Genomic DNA, 22,596 nt, shown 5'->3' on the forward strand with positions numbered 1-22,596 from the left:
GCGGAGGTCAAAGTGCGACGACGAGCCCGTCTTCCGCCGCGATGTAGCCGTCCGGCGGGTGGGCGATCATCTCCGGGCTCATATGGGTGAGCATCAGCCGCTTCGGGCCGATCTCGGGCAGCCGCCGGTTCAGCGTCGCCCAGTCGAGGTGGAACTTCACCGGACGCTCCACGGTGTAGCCCTCGGCGATCATCAGATCCGCACCGCGCCCGGCTGCGACGATGTCCTCCACCCATTCGGTGTCGCCGGTATAGCTCACGACCCGGCCGGCGCTCTCGATCCGCAGGGCATGGGCGGGGGCGCCGGAGGGGTGGCGCATGGCGAAGGCGGTCACGCTCACGCCCGCGACCTCGATCGGCCGCCCGGCCTCGATCTCCACGACCTCGACCGCGAAGCGGCGCTCGGCGGTGCTGGAGCCGGGAAACAGCACCTCCATCGCCGCCGGAAGCCGCTCGGCCGTGCCGGGTGGCCCGACGACGGTCAGGGGTCGCGTGCGCCCGCTGACGAGCTGCCCGTCGAGGATCAGCCAGGGCAGGCCGCCGAAATGGTCGCCGTGCAGATGGGTCAGGAACACGCTGCGGATGCGGTTCGGATCGACGCCGAAGCGGCGGATGGCGATGAGCGAGGAGGCGCCGCAATCGATGAGGAAGGCGTCGCCATCGCCACCGGCCGACGGATCGACGTGGAAGCAGGTGTTGAAGCGCCCGCCCGAGCCGAAGGCGTCGCCGCAGCCGAGAACCTGGAGCCGCATGGATCTCTCCCCTGCCTCTAACTCGTGACGCCCGTCCGTTCGCTGCCCGTTGATCTCGGGCGCTGGGCGCCTGCGGCAATCGTTCGATACCGGATCCGGCCGGCCAAGGCGGTGCCGGGCGCGGATGTCGTCCGGGGCCTGCGCGTCGGCCGGGGATTGAAGGAAGAGCGGCGGATGCGCCAGCCGATCCTCAGCTATCGAGTCGGCAACCTCGCAACTTCGAAAAAACCGCTCTATAAGCCCGGCTTCGCGCGAGGCGGGAGGGCCCGCGCGCATCACCCGGTGGGGTGAGCGGAGAGAAGATCATGGCCGAGCGGTGGACCCCGAAAACCTGGCGCAACCTGCCGATCCAGCAGGTCCCGTCCTATCCGGACGCGTCCGCGCTCCAGGCCGTCGAGGCGCAGCTCGCGAGCTTTCCGCCGCTGGTGTTTGCCGGTGAGGCCCGCAAGCTGAAGGCGGCGCTGGCGCGCGTCGGGGCGGGCGAAGCCTTCCTGCTCCAGGGCGGCGACTGCGCCGAGAGCTTCGACGAGCATTCGGCCGACAACATCCGCGATTTCTTCCGCGTCTTCCTGCAGATGGCGATGGTGCTCACCTTCGCGGGCGGCTCGCCCGTGGTGAAGGTCGGCCGCATCGCCGGGCAGTTCGCCAAGCCGCGCTCCTCGCCGACCGAGACGCTCGACGGAGTGGCGCTGCCGAGCTACCGCGGCGACATCATCAACGGCCTGACCTTCACCGAAGAGGCCCGGATCCCCGATCCGAAGCGCCAGCTCGAGGCCTACCGGCAGTCGGCGGCGACGCTGAACCTGCTGCGCGCCTTCGCCACCGGCGGCTACGCCAACCTCGAGAACGCGCATCGCTGGATGCTCGGCTTCGTCAAGGACAGCCCGCAATCCTCGCGCTACCGCGACGTGGCGGAGCGGATGTCGGACGCGCTCGACTTCATGCGCGCCATCGGCATCAATCCGGAGACGCACCAGGAGGTCCGCACCACGGACTTCTACACCAGCCATGAGGCGCTGCTGCTCGGCTACGAGGAGTCGCTCACCCGCGTCGATTCGACGAGCGGCGACTGGTACGCCACGTCCGGCCACATGCTCTGGATCGGCGACCGCACCCGCCAGCCGGACCACGCCCACGTCGAGTACGCCCGCGGCATCAAGAACCCGATCGGCCTCAAATGCGGGCCCTCGACCACGGCCGAGGGGCTGATCCGGCTGATCGATCTGCTCAATCCGGAGAACGAGGCCGGCCGCCTCAGCCTGATCTGCCGCTTCGGCGCGGACAAGGTCGGCGATCACCTGCCGAACCTGATCCGCACGGTGCAGCGCGAGGGCCGCAACGTGGTGTGGGTCTGCGACCCGATGCACGGCAACACCATCGCCGCGGGCCGCTACAAGACCCGGCCGTTCGAGCGGGTGATGCAGGAGATCGAGGGCTTCTTCGGCGTGCATCGCGCGGAGGGCACGATCGCCGGCGGCATCCATCTCGAGATGACCGGCAAGGACGTCACCGAATGCACCGGCGGCGCCCGGGCGCTGACGGCCGACGACCTGCAGGACCGCTACCACACCTATTGCGACCCGCGCCTCAATGCGGAGCAGGCGCTGGAAGTGGCCTTCCTCACCGCGGAGCTGGTCAAGCGCGAGCGCGCCGAGATCGAGCGCCCGCGCCTCGACGCGGCAGAATAGGTCCGGTCGGAGCCATTGCCGGTCCGGCGGGTGGCAGGATAAGGGGCGGGGTGATCCGGCGGGATCGCCCCCCCCCTTTTTTGTGCGTCTGCGGGCCGTCCGCCGCGAGTCGCGAGCCGACAAAAGATTCGGCGAAGCACCACATCGGCGCGCGTCAAGAATGTTTCTCGCGCGCCGGCTTGGTTATCATCCTCTTAAGCGATCGGCTTCGGAGGCGGCATGGCGGTAACGGCGATCAGGAAGGGGTCTCGCATTCGCAGTCTCTGGCCGAGCTGGAATCCGAACATCCCGCCTTCGCCGGATCGCGAGCCGGCCGAGCCGAGCCCGATCGAGGCGCCGTCACGCCTGTCGCCGCACAGCCTCACCGCCAATGAGCTGATTGCCATGGCCCGTGCCGCTCGTGCGCGGCGCCCGAAGGCGTAGGGCGCCTCACCCCCGCCTCCGGCCTACTGCACCAGCGCCAGACGGCCGCGCGTCTCGGTCGGCCCGGTGCGGATCGGCGGCTCGCTGTGGCCGGCGAAGAAGTCCTCGACCATCTCCCGCATGATCTCCGCGAGATCGCCGCCGCGATCCGCCTCGACATGCACGTCGTTGCCGACCGAACGGCCGAGGCTCGGCGCGGCGTTGGTGGCCAGAGCCAGGAGCCGCTCGTTGTACTCCGCCCCGAGTCCGGTCACCGCGATGAAGTTGCGACCGCCGAGCACGGGGCCGTACTTCACGGTGATCCGGTGCTCCTGATCGACGCCGTTCTGCAGCGTGGCGGTGAAGCCGACGAAATCGTCGCGGTCCACCTCCGGCGTGGGGCAGACGATCCGGCCGTGCTCGATCCCGTCTTCCTCCAGCACCTCGGCCATCAGGTTCAGGGCCTCGAGGATCGGGGAAAGCGCCCGCGTCCCGTCCTGCAGGAGCTTGGCGCGGATGCGATGCTTCTGCGCGTCGGCGGCGCGCAAGCGGGCGCGGAAGCGGTTCTTGATGTCGAAGGGATTCGTCATGGATGGGTCCCCGCTCGATTGTTCGGTGCCCTCTGATCGATTCAGAAGCTAGGAAGATCATCAGTAAGCGTCAAGCTGATGCACAGTATTCGCGCCTGCTTGTACGCTAAGCTATTGCATCATTATGTGACTTGCCCATTTATTGGGCAGATAAGGGCGCAGCGGTACTTGCTGCGCTGCACGCGGTGACCGAAGCTCCGGCACGGCTCCGGCACGGCTCCGGCACGGCTCCGGCACGGCTCCGGCACGGCTACGGCCTTTCGCGGAGCATCATCCTGCAGCCGCGCCGCAGCCGCATTGCGCTCGTTCGCGGAATGCGCGTATCCGACCAACCGACCTTTCTTGAACTCGTTCCCCGCCCTGCATGGCGCTCGCCTGCAGGGCGGGGCTCGGGGGGAAGCTGAGCGGGAGCGACGTGCCGTGGCCGGAACCATCGCGAGCATGACGGGCTTTGCCCGCGCCGCCGGCACCACCGGCGCGGTGCAGTGGCTGTGGGAGATCCGCAGCGTGAACGGGCGCGGGCTCGATATCCGTGTGCGCGTGCCGAACGGCTTCGAGGCGGTGGGGGAGGCGGCGCGGGCCGCCCTGTCCAAGGCGCTCTCCCGCGGCCAGTGCCAGCTCAACCTGACGCTGACCCGGCCCGAGGCGGCGGCGCGGGTGCGCATCGACGAGAGCCTGCTGGCGAGCCTCGCCGCGGCGGTCGCCCGGGTGCCGCGCCCCGCGGGGGTCGGCCCGGCGACTCTCGACGGGCTGCTCGCCGTGCGCGGCGTCGTGGAGACGGAGACCGATGCGGGCGCCGACCCGGAGACGCTGAACCGCGATCTCGCCGCCGGGATCGACCGCCTCGTCGCCGACCTCGTCGCCGCCCGTCAGGCGGAGGGCGCGAAGCTGCACGCGATCGTCGGCGGCCAGATCGAGGCCATCACCCGGCTCACCCAGGCCGCCGAGGACTGCCCCGCCCGCCGGCCCGAGGCCGTGCGTGCGCGCCTCGCCGCGTCGGTGGCGGCCCTCGTCGGCGCCGGCGGGCTCGACCCGGACCGCCTGCATCAGGAGGCGGTGCTGCTCGCCGCCAAGGCGGATGTGCGCGAGGAACTCGACCGCCTGCGCGCCCACCTCTCCGCCGCGGGCGAGCTGCTGGCCCAAGGCGGCACCATCGGCCGGCGGCTCGATTTCCTGGCGCAGGAACTCGGCCGCGAGGCCAACACCCTCTGCGCCAAGGCCGGCGACATCACCTTGTCGCGGATCGGACTCGACTTGAAGGCCGTGGTGGAGCAATTCCGCGAGCAGGTGCAGAACGTCGAGTGAGGACGCCGGTGAGGATGAAGCGGGGCAGCGGAGTGAACGGCCGATGACGCAGGACGCCACGCAAGGCAGGCCGGACATCGCCCGGCGCGGGCTGATCCTGATCCTGTCCTCGCCCTCGGGCGCGGGCAAGACGACGCTGACGCGCGCCATCGCCCAGGACGGCGGCTGGGGCCTCGACCTGTCGATCTCGGTGACGACGCGGGCGCGCCGCCCCTCGGAGATCGACGGGCGCCACTACCGCTTCATCGACCGCGAGGCGTTCGAGGATCTGCGCACCCGCGACGACCTGCTCGAATGGGCCGAGGTCCACGGCAATTTCTACGGCACGCCCCGCCGCCCGGTCGAGAAGACGCTGGCCCAGGGCCGGGACATGATCTTCGACATCGACTACCAGGGCACCCGCCAAGTCAGGCAGCGGCTGCAGGACGACGTGGTGACGGTGTTCATCCTGCCGCCGAGTTTTTCGGAGTTGCGCAACCGCCTGGAGCGCCGGGCGGAGGATTCGCCCGAGACCATCGAGCGGCGGCTGGCCAATGCCCGCAACGAGATGCAGCGCTGGAGCGAGTACGACTACGTCATCGTCAACGACGACCTCGACGAGTCTTTTCGCGCGCTTCAGGCGATTCTCGCCGCCGAACGCCTCAAGCGCACGCGCCGCACCGGCCTGCCGGGTTTCGTGGACGGGCTTCTGGCCGAAGCCGAACGGGACGCCTGAGGCGATCCCCTCTCCCCGCCCGGCGGGGAGAGGGAAGGCGCTTTACTCCGCTGCCGTGCGCGGTGCACTCGGAAACGACTCCTCCATCTGCGCCGCGTGGAGGCGCCGATAGTAGCCGTCGGCGGCCAGAAGCGCGTCGTGGCGGCCCTGCTCGGCGATGCCGCTCTCGGCCACCACCACGATGCGGTCGGCGTGCCGGATCGTCGCCAGGCGATGGGCAATGACGAGGGTCGTGCGCCCCTCCGCCAGCTCGAACAGCGAGGCCTGGATCTCCCGCTCGGTCTGCGTGTCGAGCGCCGAGGTCGCCTCGTCGAGGATCAGGATCGGCGGGTTCTTCAGGAAGGCGCGGGCGATGGCCAGCCGCTGCTTCTGCCCGCCCGAGAGCTTCACCCCGCGCTCGCCGATCACCGTGTCGAGCCCCTCGGGCAGCGAGGCAATCAGGCCGTCGAGTCGGGCACGGGCGGCGGCATCCAGGATCTCGGCCTCGCTCGCATCGAGCCGGCCATAGGCGATGTTCTCGCGGATCGTGCCGGCGAACAGGAACACGTCCTGCTGCACGATGCCGATCTGGCCGCGCAGCGAGGCCAGCGTCAGGTCGCGGATGTCGTGGCCGTCGATGGTGATGCGCCCGCCTTCCGCCTCGTAGAAGCGCGGGATCAGCGAGAGGAGCGTCGTCTTGCCGGCCCCCGAGGGGCCGACGAAGGCCACCGTCTCGCCCGCGCGGATCGTGAGATCGACGCCGTCGAGCACCGGCCGGTCCGGACTGTAGCCGAAGCGCACGCCCTCGAAGCGGATCTCGCCCTTGAGCGGTGGAGCGGGGACGGCGCCCGGCCGGTCGGCGATGTCGGGCTCGGTGGCGAGCAATTGCTGGTAGCGGCGAAAGCCCGCGATGCCCTTCGGGTAGGTCTCGATCACCGCGCCGATCTTTTCGAGCGGCCGGTAGAACACGCCCACCAGCAGCAGGAAGCCGACGAAGCCGCCGGCCGTCAGGTCGCCGCGCACCACGAAGGCGGCGCCGCCGAGGAGCACCACGATCTGCACGAGGCGCAGGCCCAAATAGTTGATCGAGAGGGCGCCGGCCATCAGCCGGTAGGCTTCGAGCTTGGTGGTGCGGTACTTCAGGTTGTCGGAGGCGAACAGCGCCCGCTCGTGCGCCTCGTTGGCAAACGCCTTCACCACGCGGATGCCGCCGACATTCTCCTCGATACGGGCGTTGAAGGCGCCGACGCGCCCGTACTGCGCCTGCCAGTTGCGGGTCATGCGCCCGCCGTAGCGGATGGTGACGAAGGCGATCAGCGGCAGGATGGCGAGCGTCATCAGCGCCAGGGGCGGGTGGACGAGGAACATCAGCACGAAGGCGCCGACCAGCGTCATCACGGCGATGAACACGTCCTCGGGCCCGTGATGGGCGACCTCGCCGATCTCCTCCAGATCCTTGGTGACGCGGGCGACCAGATGGCCGGTCTTCTGCCCGTCGAAGAAACGGAACGAGAGCTTCTGCAGGTGATCGAAGGCGCGGGCGCGCATCTCCGTCTCGATGTTGATGCCGAGCACGTGGCCCCAATAGGTGACCACCACCATCAGGCCGGCATTGGTGACGTAGAGCAGCGTCAGCCCCGCGGCGGCGAGCCCGATCAGGCTCCAATCCTGCTGCGGCAGCAGACGGTCGACGAAAGCTTTGACCGCGAGGGGAAAGCCGAGTTCGAGCAGACCCGAGAGCACGGCGCAGCCGAAATCCACCAGGAACAGGGTCCGGTGCGGCCGGTAATAGGCGAGGAAGGCCTTCAGCATGGCGCGGCTGTGACGGATGTCTCTGTCCGGAAGAGGGCGGATTCGATGCCCCAGCGCATAGGCGAGCCGGCCTCGATGCGCCAGACGGAGCCGCGCGGGACGCCCCTCACGACACCGCGCGGTCGGCCGCTCGGTCAGCGATCAGCGTCCGGGCGATGGCGGCGCGCAGGAGCAGCACGGCGAGGCCGTAGAGCGGCACCGCGAGGGCGAAGTAAACCGGCCAGCCGACCGCCCCGGCGAGCGCCGGCGCCCCGACCCGCAGCGGCATGGCGGCGAAGAAGGCGGCGCCGAACAGCAGGGCGTAATCGGTGGCGGGCTGCGGTCCCTGGGCCCAGCGGTAGATCATGTTGAAGACCGGCACGCCGAGCCCGCCGCCGCAGAGAATGCCGAGGACGGACGCAGCGAGGCCGAGGTTCGGTGCGGCGGTGGCGCTCGCCCAGAGCATCAGCAGGCCGGAGGCCGCAACGCCAAGGGCGGAGACGGTGATGAGCGGCAGCGTGCCGACCCGCCGTACGAGGACGCCGGAGACCAGCGCCATGACGAGGTTGATGCCGGACGAGAGGCCGCCGGTGACAAGCCCGACTTCGCTGAGCGGCACGCCGAGATCGAGCAGGGCGAGGTTGTTCGAGCCGGTGAGTGCGAACATCGCCGCGAAGTAGAGGCCGAGCACCAGCACGCGCCCGCCGAGCAGGCGCAGGCGGCCCAGCGCCAGGGCCCCGCGCTGCGCCTCCACGGAGGGGCGGCGCAGGGCTCGCTCGGGATAGCGCAGCATCGGCAGCAGGCAGAGCACGTTCAGCCCCGCCACCGCGAGCACGGCGCCGTGCCAGCCGAGCCGGTCGTATTCGGCGATCAGCACGCCTGCGCCGAAGAGGCCGCCGAGGGAGGCGCCGCAGAGCTTCGCCGAGGCGACGTATGGCCGTCGTTCCGGGCCGACCGTCTCGACCACCAGGGCTTCCAGCGCGATGTCCATGGTGGCCACGCAGAAGCAGGTCGCCAGCGCGAGCCCGAACAGCAGCGGCAGCGGCCACGCCTCGCCCCGGCTCAGGATCAGAAGCAGGGCGATGGCTGCCCCCTGCATCAGAACGATCCAACCAAGCCGGTGCGGCAGGCGCGGCAGGCGGATGCGGTCCACGAGCACGGCCCAGAGGAAGGTGAGCCCGACCGGCAGGTTGATGAGCTGGAGAAAGCCGACTTCGGCGAGATCGATGCCGCGGGCCCGCAGGATCAGCGGCGCGCCGCTGATCAGGAAGCCGAGCGTCGTGCCGAAGGTGACGTAGAGGCAGAAGAATGGCGCGAGCTGCGCCACCCAGCCGGGCTTCTCCCGCGTAGAATCGGGGCCGCTCACGCGCTTGAAGCCTCCTTTAGAAGGGGGCAACGGTCATGCCCCGCGCCGTTCCTCATCCTCGGTCCCCTGCGGCGTGATGCCGGCCCGCCGTTCCATAGGCTACCCGACGCATACTCGCTCAGCTTTTCCGGCTCGTGCGGCCCCGCCCTACGGCCCGCCTGCGGTTGAGCCGCGGCCGTCCGCCTCGGCCTCGTCGAGGAAGGCCGCGCAACCCAGAGGCACCGCCGCGAAGCGGATCAGGCGGCGTGCCGTGGCCGGCCGAAGGCGCCGGTGAAGCCACCAGCTCTCGTCCGCCGCTTCGGGAGGAAGCGTCTCGCCGAAGCGTCGGGCGAGTAGCGCCTTCTGCACCGCCCAGGGATGATCGAGCCCGCGCAGGATCGCGGCGAGCGCCGCCGGCGCAGGTGCATCGAAGGCGGCGATGGTTGCGGGCAGCGGGAGGCCGGCCGCGTGGGCGATGGCGGCGAGTCCGTCCTCGATGCGGTTCAGGGCCAGCCAGCGTTCGAGTTCGGACGCGTTCGGGCCCCGGCCCGCGCCGGCGAACCGGCGGCCGATGACGTCGAGCGAGGCGCGGAAACGCGCCACGCGGTCTTCCGCCACCGGCTGGGCCAGGGTGTCCGCCGCCCCGTCCAGTAGGCGATCCACCCCGGCGCAATCGTCGGCGAGATCGTTCTCGAGCGCCTCGGCGGCCCGTCGGCGCGTTTGCGCGAGAAGCGCCGGGGCGAGCCCGGGCGGCAGGTCCGGTCGGCGGGCGAGACGCAGCGTCACCGACTCGGCTCGCGCGGAATGCGTCATCAGGCCGGCAAAACCGGCATCGGAGAAGCCGGCACCCGGATTGTCGAGCAGTCGCGCGGCGACGCGACCGTCGCCGTGACGCAAGAGCAGGTCCGTCAGATCCGGAGGCACGGTCGGCCGCGCGGCGACGGCATAACGGTGCTCGTCGCTCCCCAAGGCCGCGATCTCGGCCAGGATGTCGCCGCCAAGGCTGGAGCAGCCCGCGAGGAGCGGTGCCGCGACCGCGATCGAGGCATCCCGGGCGAGCACCTGCGAGGTGCGCGGCGGCCCGAGGCGCAACGGGGCGAGCTGTTCGGCGAAGGCCCGGCGCGCCGCCGCATCGATCTGGCCGCACAGGGTCACGAGCAGCCCGTCGAAGGCCGGCTTGTCCGGCGACGGAAGGCGCGACCAGCGCTTGGTCAGCAGTTGCGCCGATTGCAGCACGAGCTTGGATTGGAGCGCCGCGTCACCGCTGCGCAGGGCATCCTCGATGCGCCGGACGAGGTCGTTGAGGCGCGCTCGCGCGTAGGGGTGCTGCGTGCCGGGGCGGCCGCCCGGCGTCTGGTCCTGCATCGGTCTCGGCCGGAAACGCTGTCCATGGCTGCGGCTCGGCGCTCCGGAGCCGGCCGGTGCCGGCGCGGAAGGCGCTCGTCTCTCGTTCTCGCACCGTCTTGTCCCGAGAGCCGGAGGCCCACATTCGAGACGATGCCTCAGACAGCCTGCCCCACGGCCGGCCCCGCGTCGAGCAGGCTTTCGCGCCGGAGCGCATTGATGAGGTAGGGGTGCCAGAGTCCGAAGCTCTCGTGCACCGCCTTGTCGATGTCGAAGAACTGGAACGGCTTGGCCAGGAAGCCCGAGGCGCCGAAGGTCGCGAGTTGGCGCTGGATGCCCTCCTCGATCCGCGGCCCGGTCATCAGGATGCGGGCGGCGGGATGGCGGTCGTTGATGCGGCAGGCGACTTCGAGGGCGGGATAGTCGGGCAGGCTCATCTCGATGATGGCGAGATCGACCGGCTCGCGCTCGGCGAGTCGAACGGCGTCCCGTCCGCCTGCCGCCTCCAGGACCCGGAACGAGAAATGGCTTTGGCCGAGGAGCTTGCGCACCAGCGTGCGCGTCGCCTGGCCGGGATCGACCACGAGACAGTCGAGGGAGCGCGACAGGATCCGGCCGGCCGCGAGCAGGCGGGCGATGTGCAGATCGCCCAGCGGCTTGAGGATCACGTCGTAGGCGCCGACGCGGCGGGCGGTCGAGGACCAGCGGGGCGCGAGCATGTCGGTGACGAGGACGACGAGCCCCTGTGGGTTGCCGGTCTCGCGCCAGCGGCGGATGTCGGCGCCGTTGGTCTGCGGCAGCAGCACATCGACGAAGAGCAGGTCGATGCGGCTGCCGGCAAGCGCGCGGTTCAGCGCGCTCCCGTCGGCCGCCTCGATCACCCTCGCCCCCGGATCGATCCGGACCACCGCCTCCGCGAGGGCAAGACGGGTTTCCTCGTCCGGATCGGCGATCAGGATGGTGGGCGATGCGGTCACCGACGGTCCCCGTGGTCGTCGGGCGCGAGGGCCCGACGCAGCCTGCGACGCACTATGCCCGGCTTCAGCGCATCACATACACCTGCGTGCCGACGGAGACACGCTCGAACAGGTCGGCGATGTCCTGATTGTACATGCGGATGCAGCCGTACGAGGCGAAGGTGCCGATCGAACTCGGCCGGTTGGTGCCGTGGATGGCGTATTCGCCGCCGCGCAGGGTCATCGCCGCCACGCCCATCGGGTTGCTCGGCGAGCCGCCGCGGATGAGGTTGGGCAGGCGCGGATGGTCGCGCTTCACCTCGGCCGGGGGCGACCAGTCGGGCTGGTAATACTTGCCGTCGATATGGGTGGCGCCGCTCCACTGCTTGCCCGGCTTGCCGACCGCGACGGGGTAGCGGATCGCCGTGCCGTCGCCGTTGACGAGATAGAGCCGGCGCTCGGTGGTGCGCACCACGATGGTCCCCGCCCCGACGCCCTCGGCGAAGGGAACGATCTCGCGGGCCTGGGCGGTGCCTGCCGCGCACAGCATACCGATGAGCGCGCCCGCGAGACGCGCCCTGTACTTGCCTGTTCCGAACATCGAAGATCGCCTTTCCGAGCTGGAGCGTAACTGGCGAAGACGATCCACCGTTCCAGCTTGCCGATCTGCTTTACGCGCGCAAGAATGCCGGCCTCATGCACCGCCTCCTGGCGAAAGGGCGAATCCAGAACTCAGAAATTCCGACAAATTTTAAGTAACGGCGCCTTTGCTGGGCTGCACGTCAGGCCGCAGGGACGCTCGAAGATGGTCGGCCTCCAGCACGATGCTCTCAACGTTTTGTTTTGCATCGTCTTTTTCCTGAAAGCCGGAACACCGCCTTTCGGGACGATGCACTAGCGTTCGAGGAGGCGGGCGGTCTCCGGATGCCGCTCCTGCCAGCCGTGGCGGACGAGCTCGGGGTCGGCATGCTCCTCGACCGGGTGCCCGACGCAGAGATAGGCGATGAGATCCCAGCCCTCCGGCACGTCGAGAGCCTGCGTCACGATCGCGGGTTCGAGGATCGACACCCAGCCGACGCCGAGGCCGTGGGCGCGGGCGGCGAGCCAGAAGGCGTGGATGCAGGCCGCCACCGAGTAGCGCAGCATCTCGGGCATGGTCGCCCGGCCGAGGCCGTGGCCGGCTTCCGTCCCGGAATCGCAGAACACCGCGAGATGGACCGGCGCCTCGCGCAGGCCCGCGAGCTTCAGGCGCGCGTAGAGCCCCTGCCGCTCGTCGGCATAGGTCGCACGGGCGGCGGCGTTGCAGCGCTCGAAGCTCGCGGCGACCGATGCGCGCCGCCGGGGCTCGGACACCCGCACGAACCGCCAGGGCTGGCTGTTGCCGACGGAGGGCGCCAGCGCCGCCCAATCGAGGCAGGTCCGCAGCACGGCCTCGTCGACCGGGTCGGTGCGGAAGCGTCGCACGTCCCGCCGCCACGCGAATAGGTCGGCGAGGCGCGCCCGGAAGGCGTCATCGAAGGCGGGCGGGAGGGGCGCCGCGGAGGAAGGGGACTCGGACATCGTCGCCGCTTCTCGCGCCCGCGGACGCGGCTGCCAAGATGGGCATTCAAGATGGTCATTCCGGCCGCGGCACCGAACCCGGCCGCGACACGAAAAAAGGGCGGCGCTCCGAGGAGGCCGCCTGAAGTCCTTGGGTCTCGAAACCTCCGGATGTCGGCTGACCGGGTTTCACAGCCTTGCCCGAGGGCTGGGGAGCTCGGGTTCGGGCGCCGCCGTGATGGACAGGCCGACGAGGTTTCAGGTCACAGTGAAACCGTTTCGCGGTGGCGATGGCAAGGCGTTATCGCGGCAAGACGGTGATGTTTGCCCCCTCACCGTGCGGCGACGCACATGATTCGCACGCCCCGCCTTCCGGGCGTGCGGGCAGGCAAGGCCGCCAGCAAGAGGGCAGGCGCGGGGCCAAGCATGGCCGGCGAAGCACCTTGCGGGCGCTCGCCGCGAGGCCCATCATCTCCCGACGCCGCGAGACCGACGGCAGCGATACGGGAGTACCGATGAGCGAGGGGCAGGGCATCGATCACCGCTCGAACGACCGGGACAGCCAAGGGGCTCCGCAAGTCATCCCGTTTCCGTCACCCGCCACCACACCGCAGGTCGCCTTCCAGCGCGACGAATTGCGGACCATCTTCAATCTCTACGGACGGCGCGTCGCCGAGGGCGAGTGGCGCGACTACGCCCTCGACTTCCGCCGCGACAAGGCGGTGTTCTCGATCTATCGCCGCACCTCCGAGATGCCGCTCTACCGGATCGAGAAGGATCCGAAGCTCGCCCGGCGCCAGGGCGCCTACGCGGTGATCGCGGCGAGCGGGCTCGTGATGAAGCGCGGCAACGATCTCGCCCGCGTCATCGGTGTGCTGGACAAGCCATTGCAGGCGGTGTGATCCGCCCCGGGACGACCTCCCGAGGCGGAATCGGTGCCCGGCGGTTACCAGCGCACGATGATCTGCGCCCGGACCGTGCGGGGAGCGCCAGGCAGGATGTTGTTGTTGTTGTGCGCCGAGACGATGTAGCTGCGGTCGAACAGGTTCTCGATGTTCACCTGCGCGCGCGCATTCTCGCTGATCCGGTAGAACAGGCCCAGGTCGAAGCGGGAGTAGCTCGGCAGCCGGACCGTGTTGTCCGAGGTCGCGAAGGAATGCGACTGGTTGATGAAGCCGACACCCACCGAGAAACTCGGGTCGATGTCGAACTTGTTCCACAGCGTGAAGGAATTGAGCGGCACGAGGCCGACGAAGTTGCCGGCCACGATCGTGTCCGAGAGGCGGTTGGTGATGCGCGCATCGGTGAAGGCGTAGCCGCCCGCGATCGACCACCAGTCGGTGACGTAGCCGTTGGCGCCGATCTCCGCGCCCTGCGTGTTGGTCTGGCCCGAGGTCAGGAAGAAGCCGGGCCGGTTCGGATCGGCGATGCGCTGGTTGGTGCGGTCGAGGTTGAACAGCGCACCGGTGAGCTGAAGCACCGGCGAGACGTCGTACTTCACGCCGACTTCCGTGTTCTCGAACTTCTCCGGTTCGGCGATGACGAGGCCGGGGCTCAGCGTGCTGAACTGATCGCCCGACGAGGGCAGGTAGGAGACGCTGTAGCTCGTGTAGAAGGCGAGGTTCGGCAGCGGCTTCACCACGACGCCCGCGCGCGGCGAGATCAGGTCGTCCACGCGGGCATTGGTGATGTTGGTGCGCCGGTCGGTCGCCGCGAAGTCGAAATGGTCGTAGCGCAGGCCGCCGATGAACTGCACGTACTCGTTCAGCTCGATCTGATCCTGGACGTAGGCCGCGGCCAGACCGAGATCGTAGGTGCTGTTGGCGCCGCTGGCGATGTTGCGGAAGTTGACGCCGACGCGGGTCAGCGGCGCGAGCGGGTTGACGACGAGGGTCTGCGTGCCGGTGGTCGCGAAGAATCCGTCCTGGCGCAGGCTCAGGCCTTCCTGATAGCCCAGTTCGAACCCGCCCAGCAGGGTGTGCTTGAGCGGACCTGTCAAGAACTGGTAGGTGAAGTCGGTCTGGTTGAAGTAGTTCGTCCGGTCCGTCTGGCTGTTATAGGCCGAGATGTTGACGGCCGTGCCGGCCGCATTCACCGCGCCGCCCGGGAAGACGTTCTGATAGAACTTCTCGTAATCGGCGATGCGCGACTGGCTGCGCATCACGACGCCGCTCTCGAAGACGTGGTCAAGCTGCGCCGTGGCGATGTGGGCGTTGACGTAGGTCGGCGACAGGAACGGGTTGCCGAAATAGGTCGAAGTGTTCTCGCGGTAGCGGTAAGGCCGACCGAACTGCGAGGGCAGGCCGCGATCGGTGGTGCGGTCGTCGTGGAAATACTCGTAGGACAGACGAAGCGTCGTCTGCGGCCCGAGCAGGAAGGTCATCGTCGGGTTCACGCCGTAGCGGCGGATATCGACGAAGTCGCGGTAGGTCGCGGTGTCCTCGAACACGCCGTTCATGCGGAAGAACACGCTGTCGGAGACGCGGTCGCCGACATCGAGCGCCACGCGCTTGTTCGCGAACTGGCCGCCCTGGGCCACGATCTCGCGGACCGGCACACCGTCGGCCTCCTTGAGCACCCGGTTGATGACGCCGCCGCCGCCGCCACGGCCGAAGATCATTGCGTTGGGGCCCTTGAGCACCTCGATGCGCTGGGTGTTGTAGAGGTCGCGGTAGTACTGCACGTCGTCGCGGACGCCGTTGACGAAGAAGTCGGCGTTCGAGCGCTGGCCGCGGATGATCAACTCGTCGCGGTTGCCCTCGCCCTGCGCCTGAATCACGCCCGGCACGTAGCGCGTCGCCTCGCCGATCGACTGGAAGCCCTGATCGAGGATCTGCTCGCGGGTGACGATCGAGACGGATTGCGGCGTATCGAGCAGGGGCGTCGGCGTCTTGGTGGCCGAGCGCGTCGCCTTGCCGAGATAGCCGACCGTGACGCCGCCCTGCGGTTCGAGACGCGGCACGCCGCGGCCGAGACCCTCGACGGCCAGTTCGTCCAGGGCGACCGCCACCGGTGTCGTCACCGGAAGGTCCGGCTGGGCCTGCGCAGGACTTGTCATGGCCACCGCCGTCCCGGCCAAAAGGAAAAGCGCGACCTCGTTCGCTGCGCGACGTCTCAAGTTCGACCCCCGTCTTCTTGGTAATATTCGGTGACGCCGTTCCGTCACCTCGGCGCTCATGACGGCATCGCTCGACGGGGATCAAGCGGCCGAGTCACTGTAACAAACGACAAAAACAGGGATTTTGTTTAGAATAATTCGTGTGAGGCGGCCAAGGTCCTGTCGTTTAACGCATCTTCTCCAGCTTGGAGCCTTTAAAAGCTGCATCACGCGGAAACATTGTTGCCAAACGGCAACGGCGCCGATCAGAACTGCTGTAAACTGCTCGCCTCTTCAGTACAGCGAAGGGGGCGCCTCGGTCGAAGCCCCGCGTCTCCCTTGCGATGCACCTCCGCTGTCCGCCCGGGATTTTCGGGGCAGGGCGCCCGCAACCGCTCCCGACCGCATCGGGATCGGGAACGGCGCCGCGCCCTACCGGCCGGGCCGCAGGCGCGCGGCGGCCTCGGCGAGCCGGCGGATTGCGGCCGGGTCGGGCTTGCCCGCGGGCACCACCCAGCTTCCGCCGACGCAGAGCACGGCGGGATGGGCGAGCCAGTCGCCGGCGGTGGCCTCGGTGATGCCGCCCGTCGGGCAGAAGCGTACCGGCCCGAAGGGCGCGGACAGCGCCTTCAGCGCCTTCAGCCCGCCCGCGGCCTCGGCCGGGAAGAACTTGAAGCGGTCGAGCCCGTGGTCGAGGCCGCGCATGATGTCGGCGGAGGTCGCCACGCCCGGCAGGTAGGGCACGCCGGAGGCGATGGCGGCCTCCGTCAGCGGCGCGGTGAGGCCGGGGCTGACGATGAACTTCGCGCCCGCGCCGATGGCGGCATCGAGATCGCGCGCGTTCAGCACCGTCCCGGCGCCCACCACCGCGCCCTCGACGCTCGCCATTGCCCGGATCACATCGAGCGCCGCCGGGGTGCGGAGCGTGACTTCGAGGGCGGTGAGTCCGCCGCCGACCAGCGCCTCGGCGATCGGCACCGCGTCCGCGGCATCCTCCACCACCAGAACCGGAATGACGGGAACGGAGCGCATCAGCGCGTCGATGGGGCTCATGTTTTTCTCCGAACAAGACGCCGATCCCCTCCCGCCTGCGGGGAGGAGAACCCGTGATCCGCAGCGAGGGCCGGCTCGATCATCATCCCGAAAGGCGGTGTGCGGCTCTCGGAAAAAGATGATGCAAAAACAGAAGTTGAGCGCCTCGTGCTGGATCCGATATCCAGCACGAGGCGCTAGAGCCCGGCCGCCGCCAGCATCGCCGAACCGCCGCGCTCGGCGTCGTCGGCGCCCTGGCGCATGAAGGCGAACAGCTCGCGGCCGGTACCGAGGCCGTCCGGCGGCCGCACCGCATCCGCGCGGCTCTCCCACTCGGCGGGATCGACCAGCACTTCGAGCAATCCCTCCGCCGCGGAGAGGCGGATGATGTCGCCGTCGCGGATGCGGCCGATCGGGCCGCCGCCGACCGCCTCCGGGCTGAGATGGATCGCCGCCGGCACCTTGCCGGAGGCGCCCGACATCCGCCCGTCGGTGACGAGCGCGACCTTGTGGCCGCGGTCCTGCAACACGCCGAGCGGCGGGGTGAGCTTGTGCAGCTCCGGCATGCCGTTGGCCCTCGGGCCCTGGAAGCGCACGACGACCACCACGTCCCGCTCCAGTTCGCCCGCCTTGAAGGCGGCGATGACTTCGTCCTGATCGGAGAAGACGCGGGCCGGGGCCTCGATGGTGCGGCGCTCAGGGTCCACGGCGCTGGTCTTGAAGGTGGCCCGGCCGAGATTGCCCTTCACCAGCCGCATCCCGCCATCCGGCTGGAACGGGTTGGAGGGCGGGCGCAGCATCGTCTCGTCCAGCGGTTCGGCCGGCGCATCCTCGAAGGTCAGCGCGTCGCCCTCTCCCAGGAGCTTCGGGTCGCGGGCGTGGTCGCGCAGGCTGTGGCCGGCCACCGTAAGGATGTCGTCGTGCAGCAGGCCGGCGTCGATCAGTGAGGCGATGACGTAGGACATGCCGCCGGCGGCGTGGAAGTGGTTCACGTCGCCCGCGCCGTTCGGGTAGACCCGCGCGACCAGCGGCACCACGCCGGAGAGCCGGTCGAAATCCTCCCAGTCGATGACGATGCCGGCGGCGCGCGCCATGGCCGGCAGGTGGATCGCGTGGTTGGTCGAGCCGCCGGTGGCGAGCAGGCCGACGATGGCGTTGACGATCGCTTTCTCGTCGATGCAGCGCCCGAGCGGGCGGTAGTCGTTGCCGTTCCAGCCGATCTCGGTGAGGCGGTGGATCGCCGCGCGCGTCACCGCCTGCCGCAGCCGGGTGCCGGGATTGATGAAGGAGGCGCCGGGCATGTGCAGGCCCATCACGTCCATCATCATCTGGTTGGAATTGGCCGTGCCGTAGAAGGTGCAGGTGCCGGCGCCGTGATAGGAGGCGGACTCGCTCTCCAGGAGTTCTTTGCGGCCGACCTTGCCCTCCGCGTAGAGCTGGCGGATGCGCTGCTTCTCCTTGTTGGCGAGCCCCGAGGGCATGGGGCCGGCCGGGATCAGGATCACCGGCAGGTGGCCGAAGCGCAGCGCCCCGATGATCAGGCCCGGCACGATCTTGTCGCAGATGCCCAGCAGCGCCGCGCCCTCGAACATGCCGTGGCTCAGGCCCACCGCGGCGGAGAGCGCGATGGTGTCGCGGGAGAACAGAGACAGCTCCATGCCGCGCTGCCCCTGGGTGACGCCGTCGCACATGGCGGGCGTGCCGCCGGCGACCTGGGCCGTCGCCCCGACTTCGCGGGCGAAAATCTTGATCTGCTCGGGATAGCGCCCGTAGGGCTGATGCGCCGAGAGCATGTCGTTGTAGGCGGTGACGATGCCGATGTTCATGGCGCGGCCGGCGATGATCGCCGGCTTGTCCTCGCCCGAGGCCGCAAAACCGTGGGCAAGGTTGCCGCAGGCGAGCTTGGGGCGATGCACGCCCGCCTCGCGCTCGCGTTCGATCAGGTCGAGATAGGCGCGGCGGCTCTCGCGGGAGCGCGCGATGACGCGCTCGGTGACCGCGGCGACCTCGGGGTGAAGCTCCGGCATGGCTCGTTCGCCTCGTTCGGATTTCGACGGCACGGACAGGCCCGCAAGATCGAGGCCCGCGTCTCCCTTAACATGGAGAGACTCCAAACGGCATCACGCTTGTGGGAACGTTTTCATCAGCCGGGGCGGTTTGAAAATTCGAGGGAATCTCCTGCTTGAGATGATCCCGGCCCTGCTCAGGAACGGCCGTGTTCGGCCGCGGCCGGCGGTGCAAGCATTCCGGCCGCTGTCCCGCACGTTCGGCGGCTTCACGATCGCGCCGCGGGAGGCCGCAGCAGGTCGGCGCCGATTGTGCATCGGGCGCGAACCGGCAACAGACCCGCCGGAAGCGGGCGCACTTCACCGGACCGGGCTTCCGGTTCGGGTCGGGTGTTCGTCCGTTCGGCAACAGGATGCGCGTCAACCATGAGACAGGGCGAGAGGAGCCCCCCGACCGATCGTGTCGGAATGATCTGCCGGTCCCTGCGCAGGGCCATCGTGGAGCGGGCTCTGGCCCCGGGTGACCGGCTGCCAGAGGACGCGCTCGGCGAGCGCTTCAGCGTCAGCCGCACCATTGCGCGGCAGGCGCTCGGCCAGCTGGCGGGCGAGGGGTTGGTCGAGTTGCGCCGCAATCGCATCGCCGTGGTCGCGAGCCCGAGCTGGGAGGAGGCGCGCGACACCTTCGACGTGCGCATCAGCCTGGAGCGTCTCGTGGTCCAGCGGCTCGCCGGCCGCCTCAGCGCCGAGCAGCGGGCCGCGCTCGAAGCACATATCGCCGGGGAGGAGCGGGCGAGCGGCGGCCCGGAGGCGGGCTCGATCCGGCTCGCCACGGAGTTCCACCTGCTGCTCGCCGAGATGACCGGAAGTCCGGTGCTGCGCCGCTACGTCGCCGAACTGGGCTACCGCTGCGCCCTGATCCTGTCGCTCTACAGCCGGCCGCACTCGTCGGATTGTGCGGTGAGCGAGCACAGGGAGATCGTGGCGGCCCTCGTTTCCGGCGATGCCGGGCGCGCGGTCGCCCTGATGGATCACCACCTCGACGCGGTGGCCGAGCGGGCGCGCATCCTCAACGAGCCCCAGCGCGAGCACGACCTCATCCGCCTGCTCGCCCCCTACGTCGAGGGGTGATGCGGCCCCTCGAGCGAAGCACGAAACCCAAATCGCGACGCGAACGGTCGAAACCCGTAGGACGGATCAGACCGAGGCGCCCTGCCGTTCGAGGAGGCGTTCGGCGCTGTCGTTCCACACCTCCATGGAGACGATCAGCCCGTCCCGCACGGTGAAGCGGTCGACGTAGCGGTTGCCCTCGAAGGCGGTGCCGTCCGGCCACGCGCCGTAGAGCGTACCGAGGCTGTAGACGGTGGTGACGCCCTCGCCCGGCACCACGTCGAGCCGCTCCATCCGCTTCTTCACCCAGGCGTAGCGGCCGGCATTGAAGGCCGTGACCTCGCGCGGATGGTGGAACACCCGGCCCCCGGTGAAGACGATGGCGATGCCGGGCGCCATGTAGCGCGCCGCGGTCTCCGGGTCGGGCACCATCGAGGCTTCGAGATAGGCCGTCACCGCCGCCGCATCCCGCGCGGCCCCTGCTTCCGTCACGTCCATGCCGTCCTCTCCCTGGGGGCTAGCCCCATCCTGTTCAGAATCACCGGCCGAACATGGCGGAGCCGCCCGATGCGTGCATGCAGAAAGTGTATGCACTTTGCCGAGGCTTTGTGCACACTTTACGGGCAACGCGTCGACGATTCGAAAAAAGCGAGAAAAATCAAAGGCACATCGGCTGGCACGGCCGTTGCGGATGCCGGTCGACCACATACGGGAACGGATCGCCATGCTTCACCGCCTCAATGCCGCCGGCTCCCTCACGCGGCGACTCGTCCTCGGTACCCTGTTGGCAGGGATCACGAGCCTCACGCCGGTCCGGGCGGCCGAACCGATCCGGATCGGGCTCGTCACCGCGCTCAGCGGCCAGTCGGCGAAGTCGGGCGAGGCGATCTCGCGCGGGATCGGGCTGGCGATCGAGGAGATCAACCGCGGCGGCGGCGTCCTCGGCCGTCCCCTGGAACTCGTCGCCCGCGACGACGAGGCCAACCCGTCGAAGGGCGTGCTCGCCGCCCGCGAACTGATCCAGCGCGCCGGGGTCGTGGCGCTGATTGGCGGCCTCGACACGCCGGTCTCGATGGCGATCGTGCCCATCGCCAATTAGATGAAGGTGCCCTTCGTCGGACCCTGGGCGGCCGGCACCGGCATCACCCGCAACGGCGCGGCCGACAACTACGTGTTCCGGGTCTCGGCGGTCGACGCGCTCGTGGACGAGGCCCTCGTCGCCTACGCGGTGAAGACCTACGGCGCCAAGAAGCCCGGCGCGATCCTCGTCAACAACGCCTGGGGCGAGTCGAACCAGCAGGGGATCGTGGCGGCGCTGAAGGCGGCGGGTCTCCCCAGCGCCGGCATCGAGAAGTACGAGGCCAACGACATCGACATGGTCCCGCAACTGTCCCGTCTGCGGGAGGCGGGGGCCGATGCGCTGTTCCTCGTCGGTAATGTCGGCCCCTCGGCCCAGGTGGTGAAGTCCCTCGACCGGATGGGCTGGACCGTGCCGGTGATCTCGCATTGGGGGCCGGCCGGCGGGCGCTTCGACGAACTCGCCGGCCCCGGCGCGGCGCGGGTCCACTTCGTCCAGACCTTCACCTTCGCCGGCAACGACAGCCCGAAGGCGAAGGCGGTGCTCGACGCGCTCAAGGCGAAGTACCCGGCGATCAAGTCCATGGCCGATGTCACGCCCGCCGTCGGCATCGCCAACGCCTACGACGCCACGCACCTGATCGCCCTGGCGATCCAGGCCGCTGGGGCCACCGAGGGGCCGAAGCTCCGCGACGGCTTCTACAAGATCCCGGCCTATGCCGGCCTGATCAAGACCTACGAGGCGCCGTTCGCGCCAGACCGGCACGATGCCTTGAAGCCCGACGACTACATCTTCGCCAGCTTCCGCAACGGCGAGATCGTCGCGGTGTCGAAGTGAGTCGTCCCGTTGCACGACGCCGGCCCGAGCGATCGCACGGCATGATCGACCTTCTCGCGCCACGCATCGCGGGTGGATCCCGGGTTCCGCTGCGCGGCCCCGGGACGACCGTGGCGCGAGGGATCGCGGATGCATCCCTCGCGCGCCGCCGGGGGGCGCGCCCATGCTGACCGGCACCCTCGTCAGCGGGCTCGGCCTCGGCAGCATGTACGGGCTGGTGGCGCTCGGCTTCCACATCACCTTCGCGGTCTCCGGCACCGTGAACTTCGCGCAGGGCAGCGCCGTCACCCTCGGGGCGGTGCTGGGCTACACCTTCGCGGTGCAGCTCGGCTGGCCGATGCCGCTGGCCATCGCCGCGGCGCTCGCCGGCTGCGCAGGGCTCGGCCTCGTGGTCGAGCGCCTGCTGGTGCGCCCCTTCGTGACCCGCGGCTCCGATGCGTGGCTCCTCGCCACGGTGGCCGGCGGCATCATCCTCGACAACGTCCTCCTGTTCACCTTCGGCAAGGAGCCGCGCAGCCTGCCCTCGGCGCTGGTCGCGGCGCCGGTGCAGGTTCTGGGCGCGGGCATCTACCCGCTCCAGCTCCTGATCCCGGTGGTCGGCATCGCTGCGGCGCTCGCGATCCGCGCGGTGTTCCGCGGGACGGAACTCGGCCGGGTGCTGCTGGCGGTGGCGCAGAATTCCGAAGCCGCGCGGCTGATGGGCATCGACGTCGCCCGCACCGTGGCCTGCGCCTTCGCGCTCTCGGCCGTACTCGCGGGCGCGGCGGGGCTGCTGATCGCGCCACTCTTCTCCGTCTCGGCCGAGATGGGCGCGCTGTTCGGGATCAAGGCCTTCGCGGTGGCGATCCTCGGCGGGATCGGCTCGGCCACCGGCGTGGTGCTGGCGGGCCTGCTCTACGGCCTCGTCGAGGCCGGCGTCACCGCCACGCTCGGCTCCGGCGCGACCCAGATCGTCGTCTTCTCGGTCATCATCCTGGCCCTTGCCCTCAGGCCAAACGGCCTTCTCGGCCGCGCCGCCGTCAACAAGGTTTGAC

Annotated in this window: 18 protein-coding genes and 1 pseudogene; 7 read left to right on the top strand and 12 right to left on the bottom strand. The window is 69.6% G+C overall.

Annotated elements, in window-relative coordinates; genetic code table 11:
• Positions 1-7: 7 nt before the first annotated feature.
• Positions 8-751 carry an MBL fold metallo-hydrolase gene (locus HNR51_RS01795; protein WP_182553799.1) on the bottom strand — a complete coding sequence of 248 codons (744 nt, stop codon included), beginning with the start codon at positions 749-751 and terminating at the stop codon, positions 8-10.
• 305 nt (positions 752-1,056) lie between these two features.
• On the opposite strand from HNR51_RS01795, the gene HNR51_RS01800 reads away from it, so the two are divergent.
• On the top strand, positions 1,057-2,439 hold the full coding sequence (locus HNR51_RS01800) for a class II 3-deoxy-7-phosphoheptulonate synthase (RefSeq protein WP_012453857.1): 1,383 nt from the start codon (positions 1,057-1,059) through the stop codon (positions 2,437-2,439).
• Positions 2,440-2,885: 446 nt separating this feature from the next.
• Here the strand turns inward: HNR51_RS01800 and HNR51_RS01805 are convergent, their stop codons facing one another.
• On the bottom strand, positions 2,886-3,431 hold the full coding sequence (locus tag HNR51_RS01805; RefSeq protein ID WP_182553800.1) for a hypothetical protein: 546 nt from the start codon (positions 3,429-3,431) through the stop codon (positions 2,886-2,888).
• Positions 3,432-3,872: 441 nt separating this feature from the next.
• Between HNR51_RS01805 and HNR51_RS01810 the strand changes: the two genes are divergently transcribed.
• Positions 3,873-4,736, top strand: coding sequence for a YicC/YloC family endoribonuclease (locus tag HNR51_RS01810; RefSeq protein WP_182554012.1), 864 nt, complete (start codon positions 3,873-3,875; stop codon positions 4,734-4,736).
• 43 nt (positions 4,737-4,779) lie between these two features.
• On the top strand, positions 4,780-5,451 hold the full coding sequence (gmk, locus tag HNR51_RS01815; RefSeq protein ID WP_182553801.1) for a guanylate kinase: 672 nt from the start codon (positions 4,780-4,782) through the stop codon (positions 5,449-5,451).
• Between the two features lie 42 nt (positions 5,452-5,493).
• Here the strand turns inward: gmk and HNR51_RS01820 are convergent, their stop codons facing one another.
• The 6 genes from HNR51_RS01820 to bluB all read right to left on the bottom strand — a co-directional run bounded on the left by HNR51_RS01820 (position 5,494) and on the right by bluB (position 12,426).
• Positions 5,494-7,242: an ABC transporter ATP-binding protein gene (locus tag HNR51_RS01820; protein ID WP_182553802.1), complete on the bottom strand. Its 1,749-nt coding sequence runs from the start codon at positions 7,240-7,242 to the stop codon at positions 5,494-5,496.
• Positions 7,243-7,348: 106 nt separating this feature from the next.
• Positions 7,349-8,587, bottom strand: coding sequence for an MFS transporter (locus HNR51_RS01825; protein WP_182553803.1), 1,239 nt, complete (start codon positions 8,585-8,587; stop codon positions 7,349-7,351).
• Between the two features lie 147 nt (positions 8,588-8,734).
• Complete coding sequence (locus tag HNR51_RS01830) at positions 8,735-9,931, bottom strand: DUF2336 domain-containing protein (RefSeq protein WP_182553804.1); 1,197 nt, start codon at positions 9,929-9,931, stop codon at positions 8,735-8,737.
• Positions 9,932-10,068: 137 nt separating this feature from the next.
• Positions 10,069-10,887 (bottom strand): response regulator, encoded by an 819-nt coding sequence (locus HNR51_RS01835; protein WP_012453864.1) that lies wholly within the window; start codon positions 10,885-10,887, stop codon positions 10,069-10,071.
• A gap of 64 nt (positions 10,888-10,951) precedes the next feature.
• Positions 10,952-11,467, bottom strand: coding sequence for a L,D-transpeptidase (locus HNR51_RS01840; RefSeq protein WP_182553805.1), 516 nt, complete (start codon positions 11,465-11,467; stop codon positions 10,952-10,954).
• A gap of 293 nt (positions 11,468-11,760) precedes the next feature.
• Complete coding sequence (gene bluB / locus HNR51_RS01845) at positions 11,761-12,426, bottom strand: 5,6-dimethylbenzimidazole synthase (protein WP_182553806.1); 666 nt, start codon at positions 12,424-12,426, stop codon at positions 11,761-11,763.
• A gap of 494 nt (positions 12,427-12,920) precedes the next feature.
• On the opposite strand from bluB, the gene HNR51_RS01850 reads away from it, so the two are divergent.
• Positions 12,921-13,307 carry a DUF2794 domain-containing protein gene (locus HNR51_RS01850; protein WP_141951197.1) on the top strand — a complete coding sequence of 129 codons (387 nt, stop codon included), beginning with the start codon at positions 12,921-12,923 and terminating at the stop codon, positions 13,305-13,307.
• 44 nt (positions 13,308-13,351) lie between these two features.
• Here the strand turns inward: HNR51_RS01850 and HNR51_RS01855 are convergent, their stop codons facing one another.
• From HNR51_RS01855 to edd, 3 genes are all read right to left on the bottom strand, one after another.
• Positions 13,352-15,463 (bottom strand): TonB-dependent receptor, encoded by a 2,112-nt coding sequence (locus tag HNR51_RS01855; RefSeq protein ID WP_182553807.1) that lies wholly within the window; start codon positions 15,461-15,463, stop codon positions 13,352-13,354.
• 471 nt (positions 15,464-15,934) lie between these two features.
• Positions 15,935-16,555 (bottom strand): bifunctional 4-hydroxy-2-oxoglutarate aldolase/2-dehydro-3-deoxy-phosphogluconate aldolase, encoded by a 621-nt coding sequence (gene eda / locus HNR51_RS01860; protein WP_182553808.1) that lies wholly within the window; start codon positions 16,553-16,555, stop codon positions 15,935-15,937.
• A 176-nt stretch (positions 16,556-16,731) separates the two neighbouring features.
• Positions 16,732-18,561, bottom strand: a complete 1,830-nt coding sequence (gene edd / locus HNR51_RS01865; protein WP_182553809.1) for a phosphogluconate dehydratase — start codon at positions 18,559-18,561, stop codon at positions 16,732-16,734.
• A gap of 405 nt (positions 18,562-18,966) precedes the next feature.
• Here edd and HNR51_RS01870 point away from each other — a divergent pair, with 405 nt between their 5' ends.
• The gene (locus HNR51_RS01870) at positions 18,967-19,668 is read left to right on the top strand and encodes a GntR family transcriptional regulator (protein WP_012453871.1); all 702 of its coding nucleotides are present in this window, start codon (positions 18,967-18,969) and stop codon (positions 19,666-19,668) included.
• 66 nt (positions 19,669-19,734) lie between these two features.
• On the opposite strand, the gene HNR51_RS01875 is transcribed toward HNR51_RS01870, so the two are convergent.
• A complete protein-coding gene (locus HNR51_RS01875; protein ID WP_182553810.1) occupies positions 19,735-20,145 on the bottom strand; it encodes a nuclear transport factor 2 family protein in 411 nt (136 codons plus the stop codon).
• A gap of 226 nt (positions 20,146-20,371) precedes the next feature.
• Between HNR51_RS01875 and HNR51_RS01880 the strand changes: the two are divergent.
• A pseudogene (locus HNR51_RS01880) lies at positions 20,372-21,562 on the top strand (ABC transporter substrate-binding protein).
• 163 nt (positions 21,563-21,725) lie between these two features.
• A complete protein-coding gene (locus tag HNR51_RS01885; RefSeq protein WP_141951203.1) occupies positions 21,726-22,595 on the top strand; it encodes a branched-chain amino acid ABC transporter permease in 870 nt (289 codons plus the stop codon).
• Position 22,596 lies beyond the last annotated feature (1 nt).

It is taken from the genome of Methylorubrum thiocyanatum (assembly GCA_014138645.1).
GTDB classification, from domain to species: Bacteria; Pseudomonadota; Alphaproteobacteria; order Rhizobiales; family Beijerinckiaceae; genus Methylobacterium; species Methylobacterium thiocyanatum.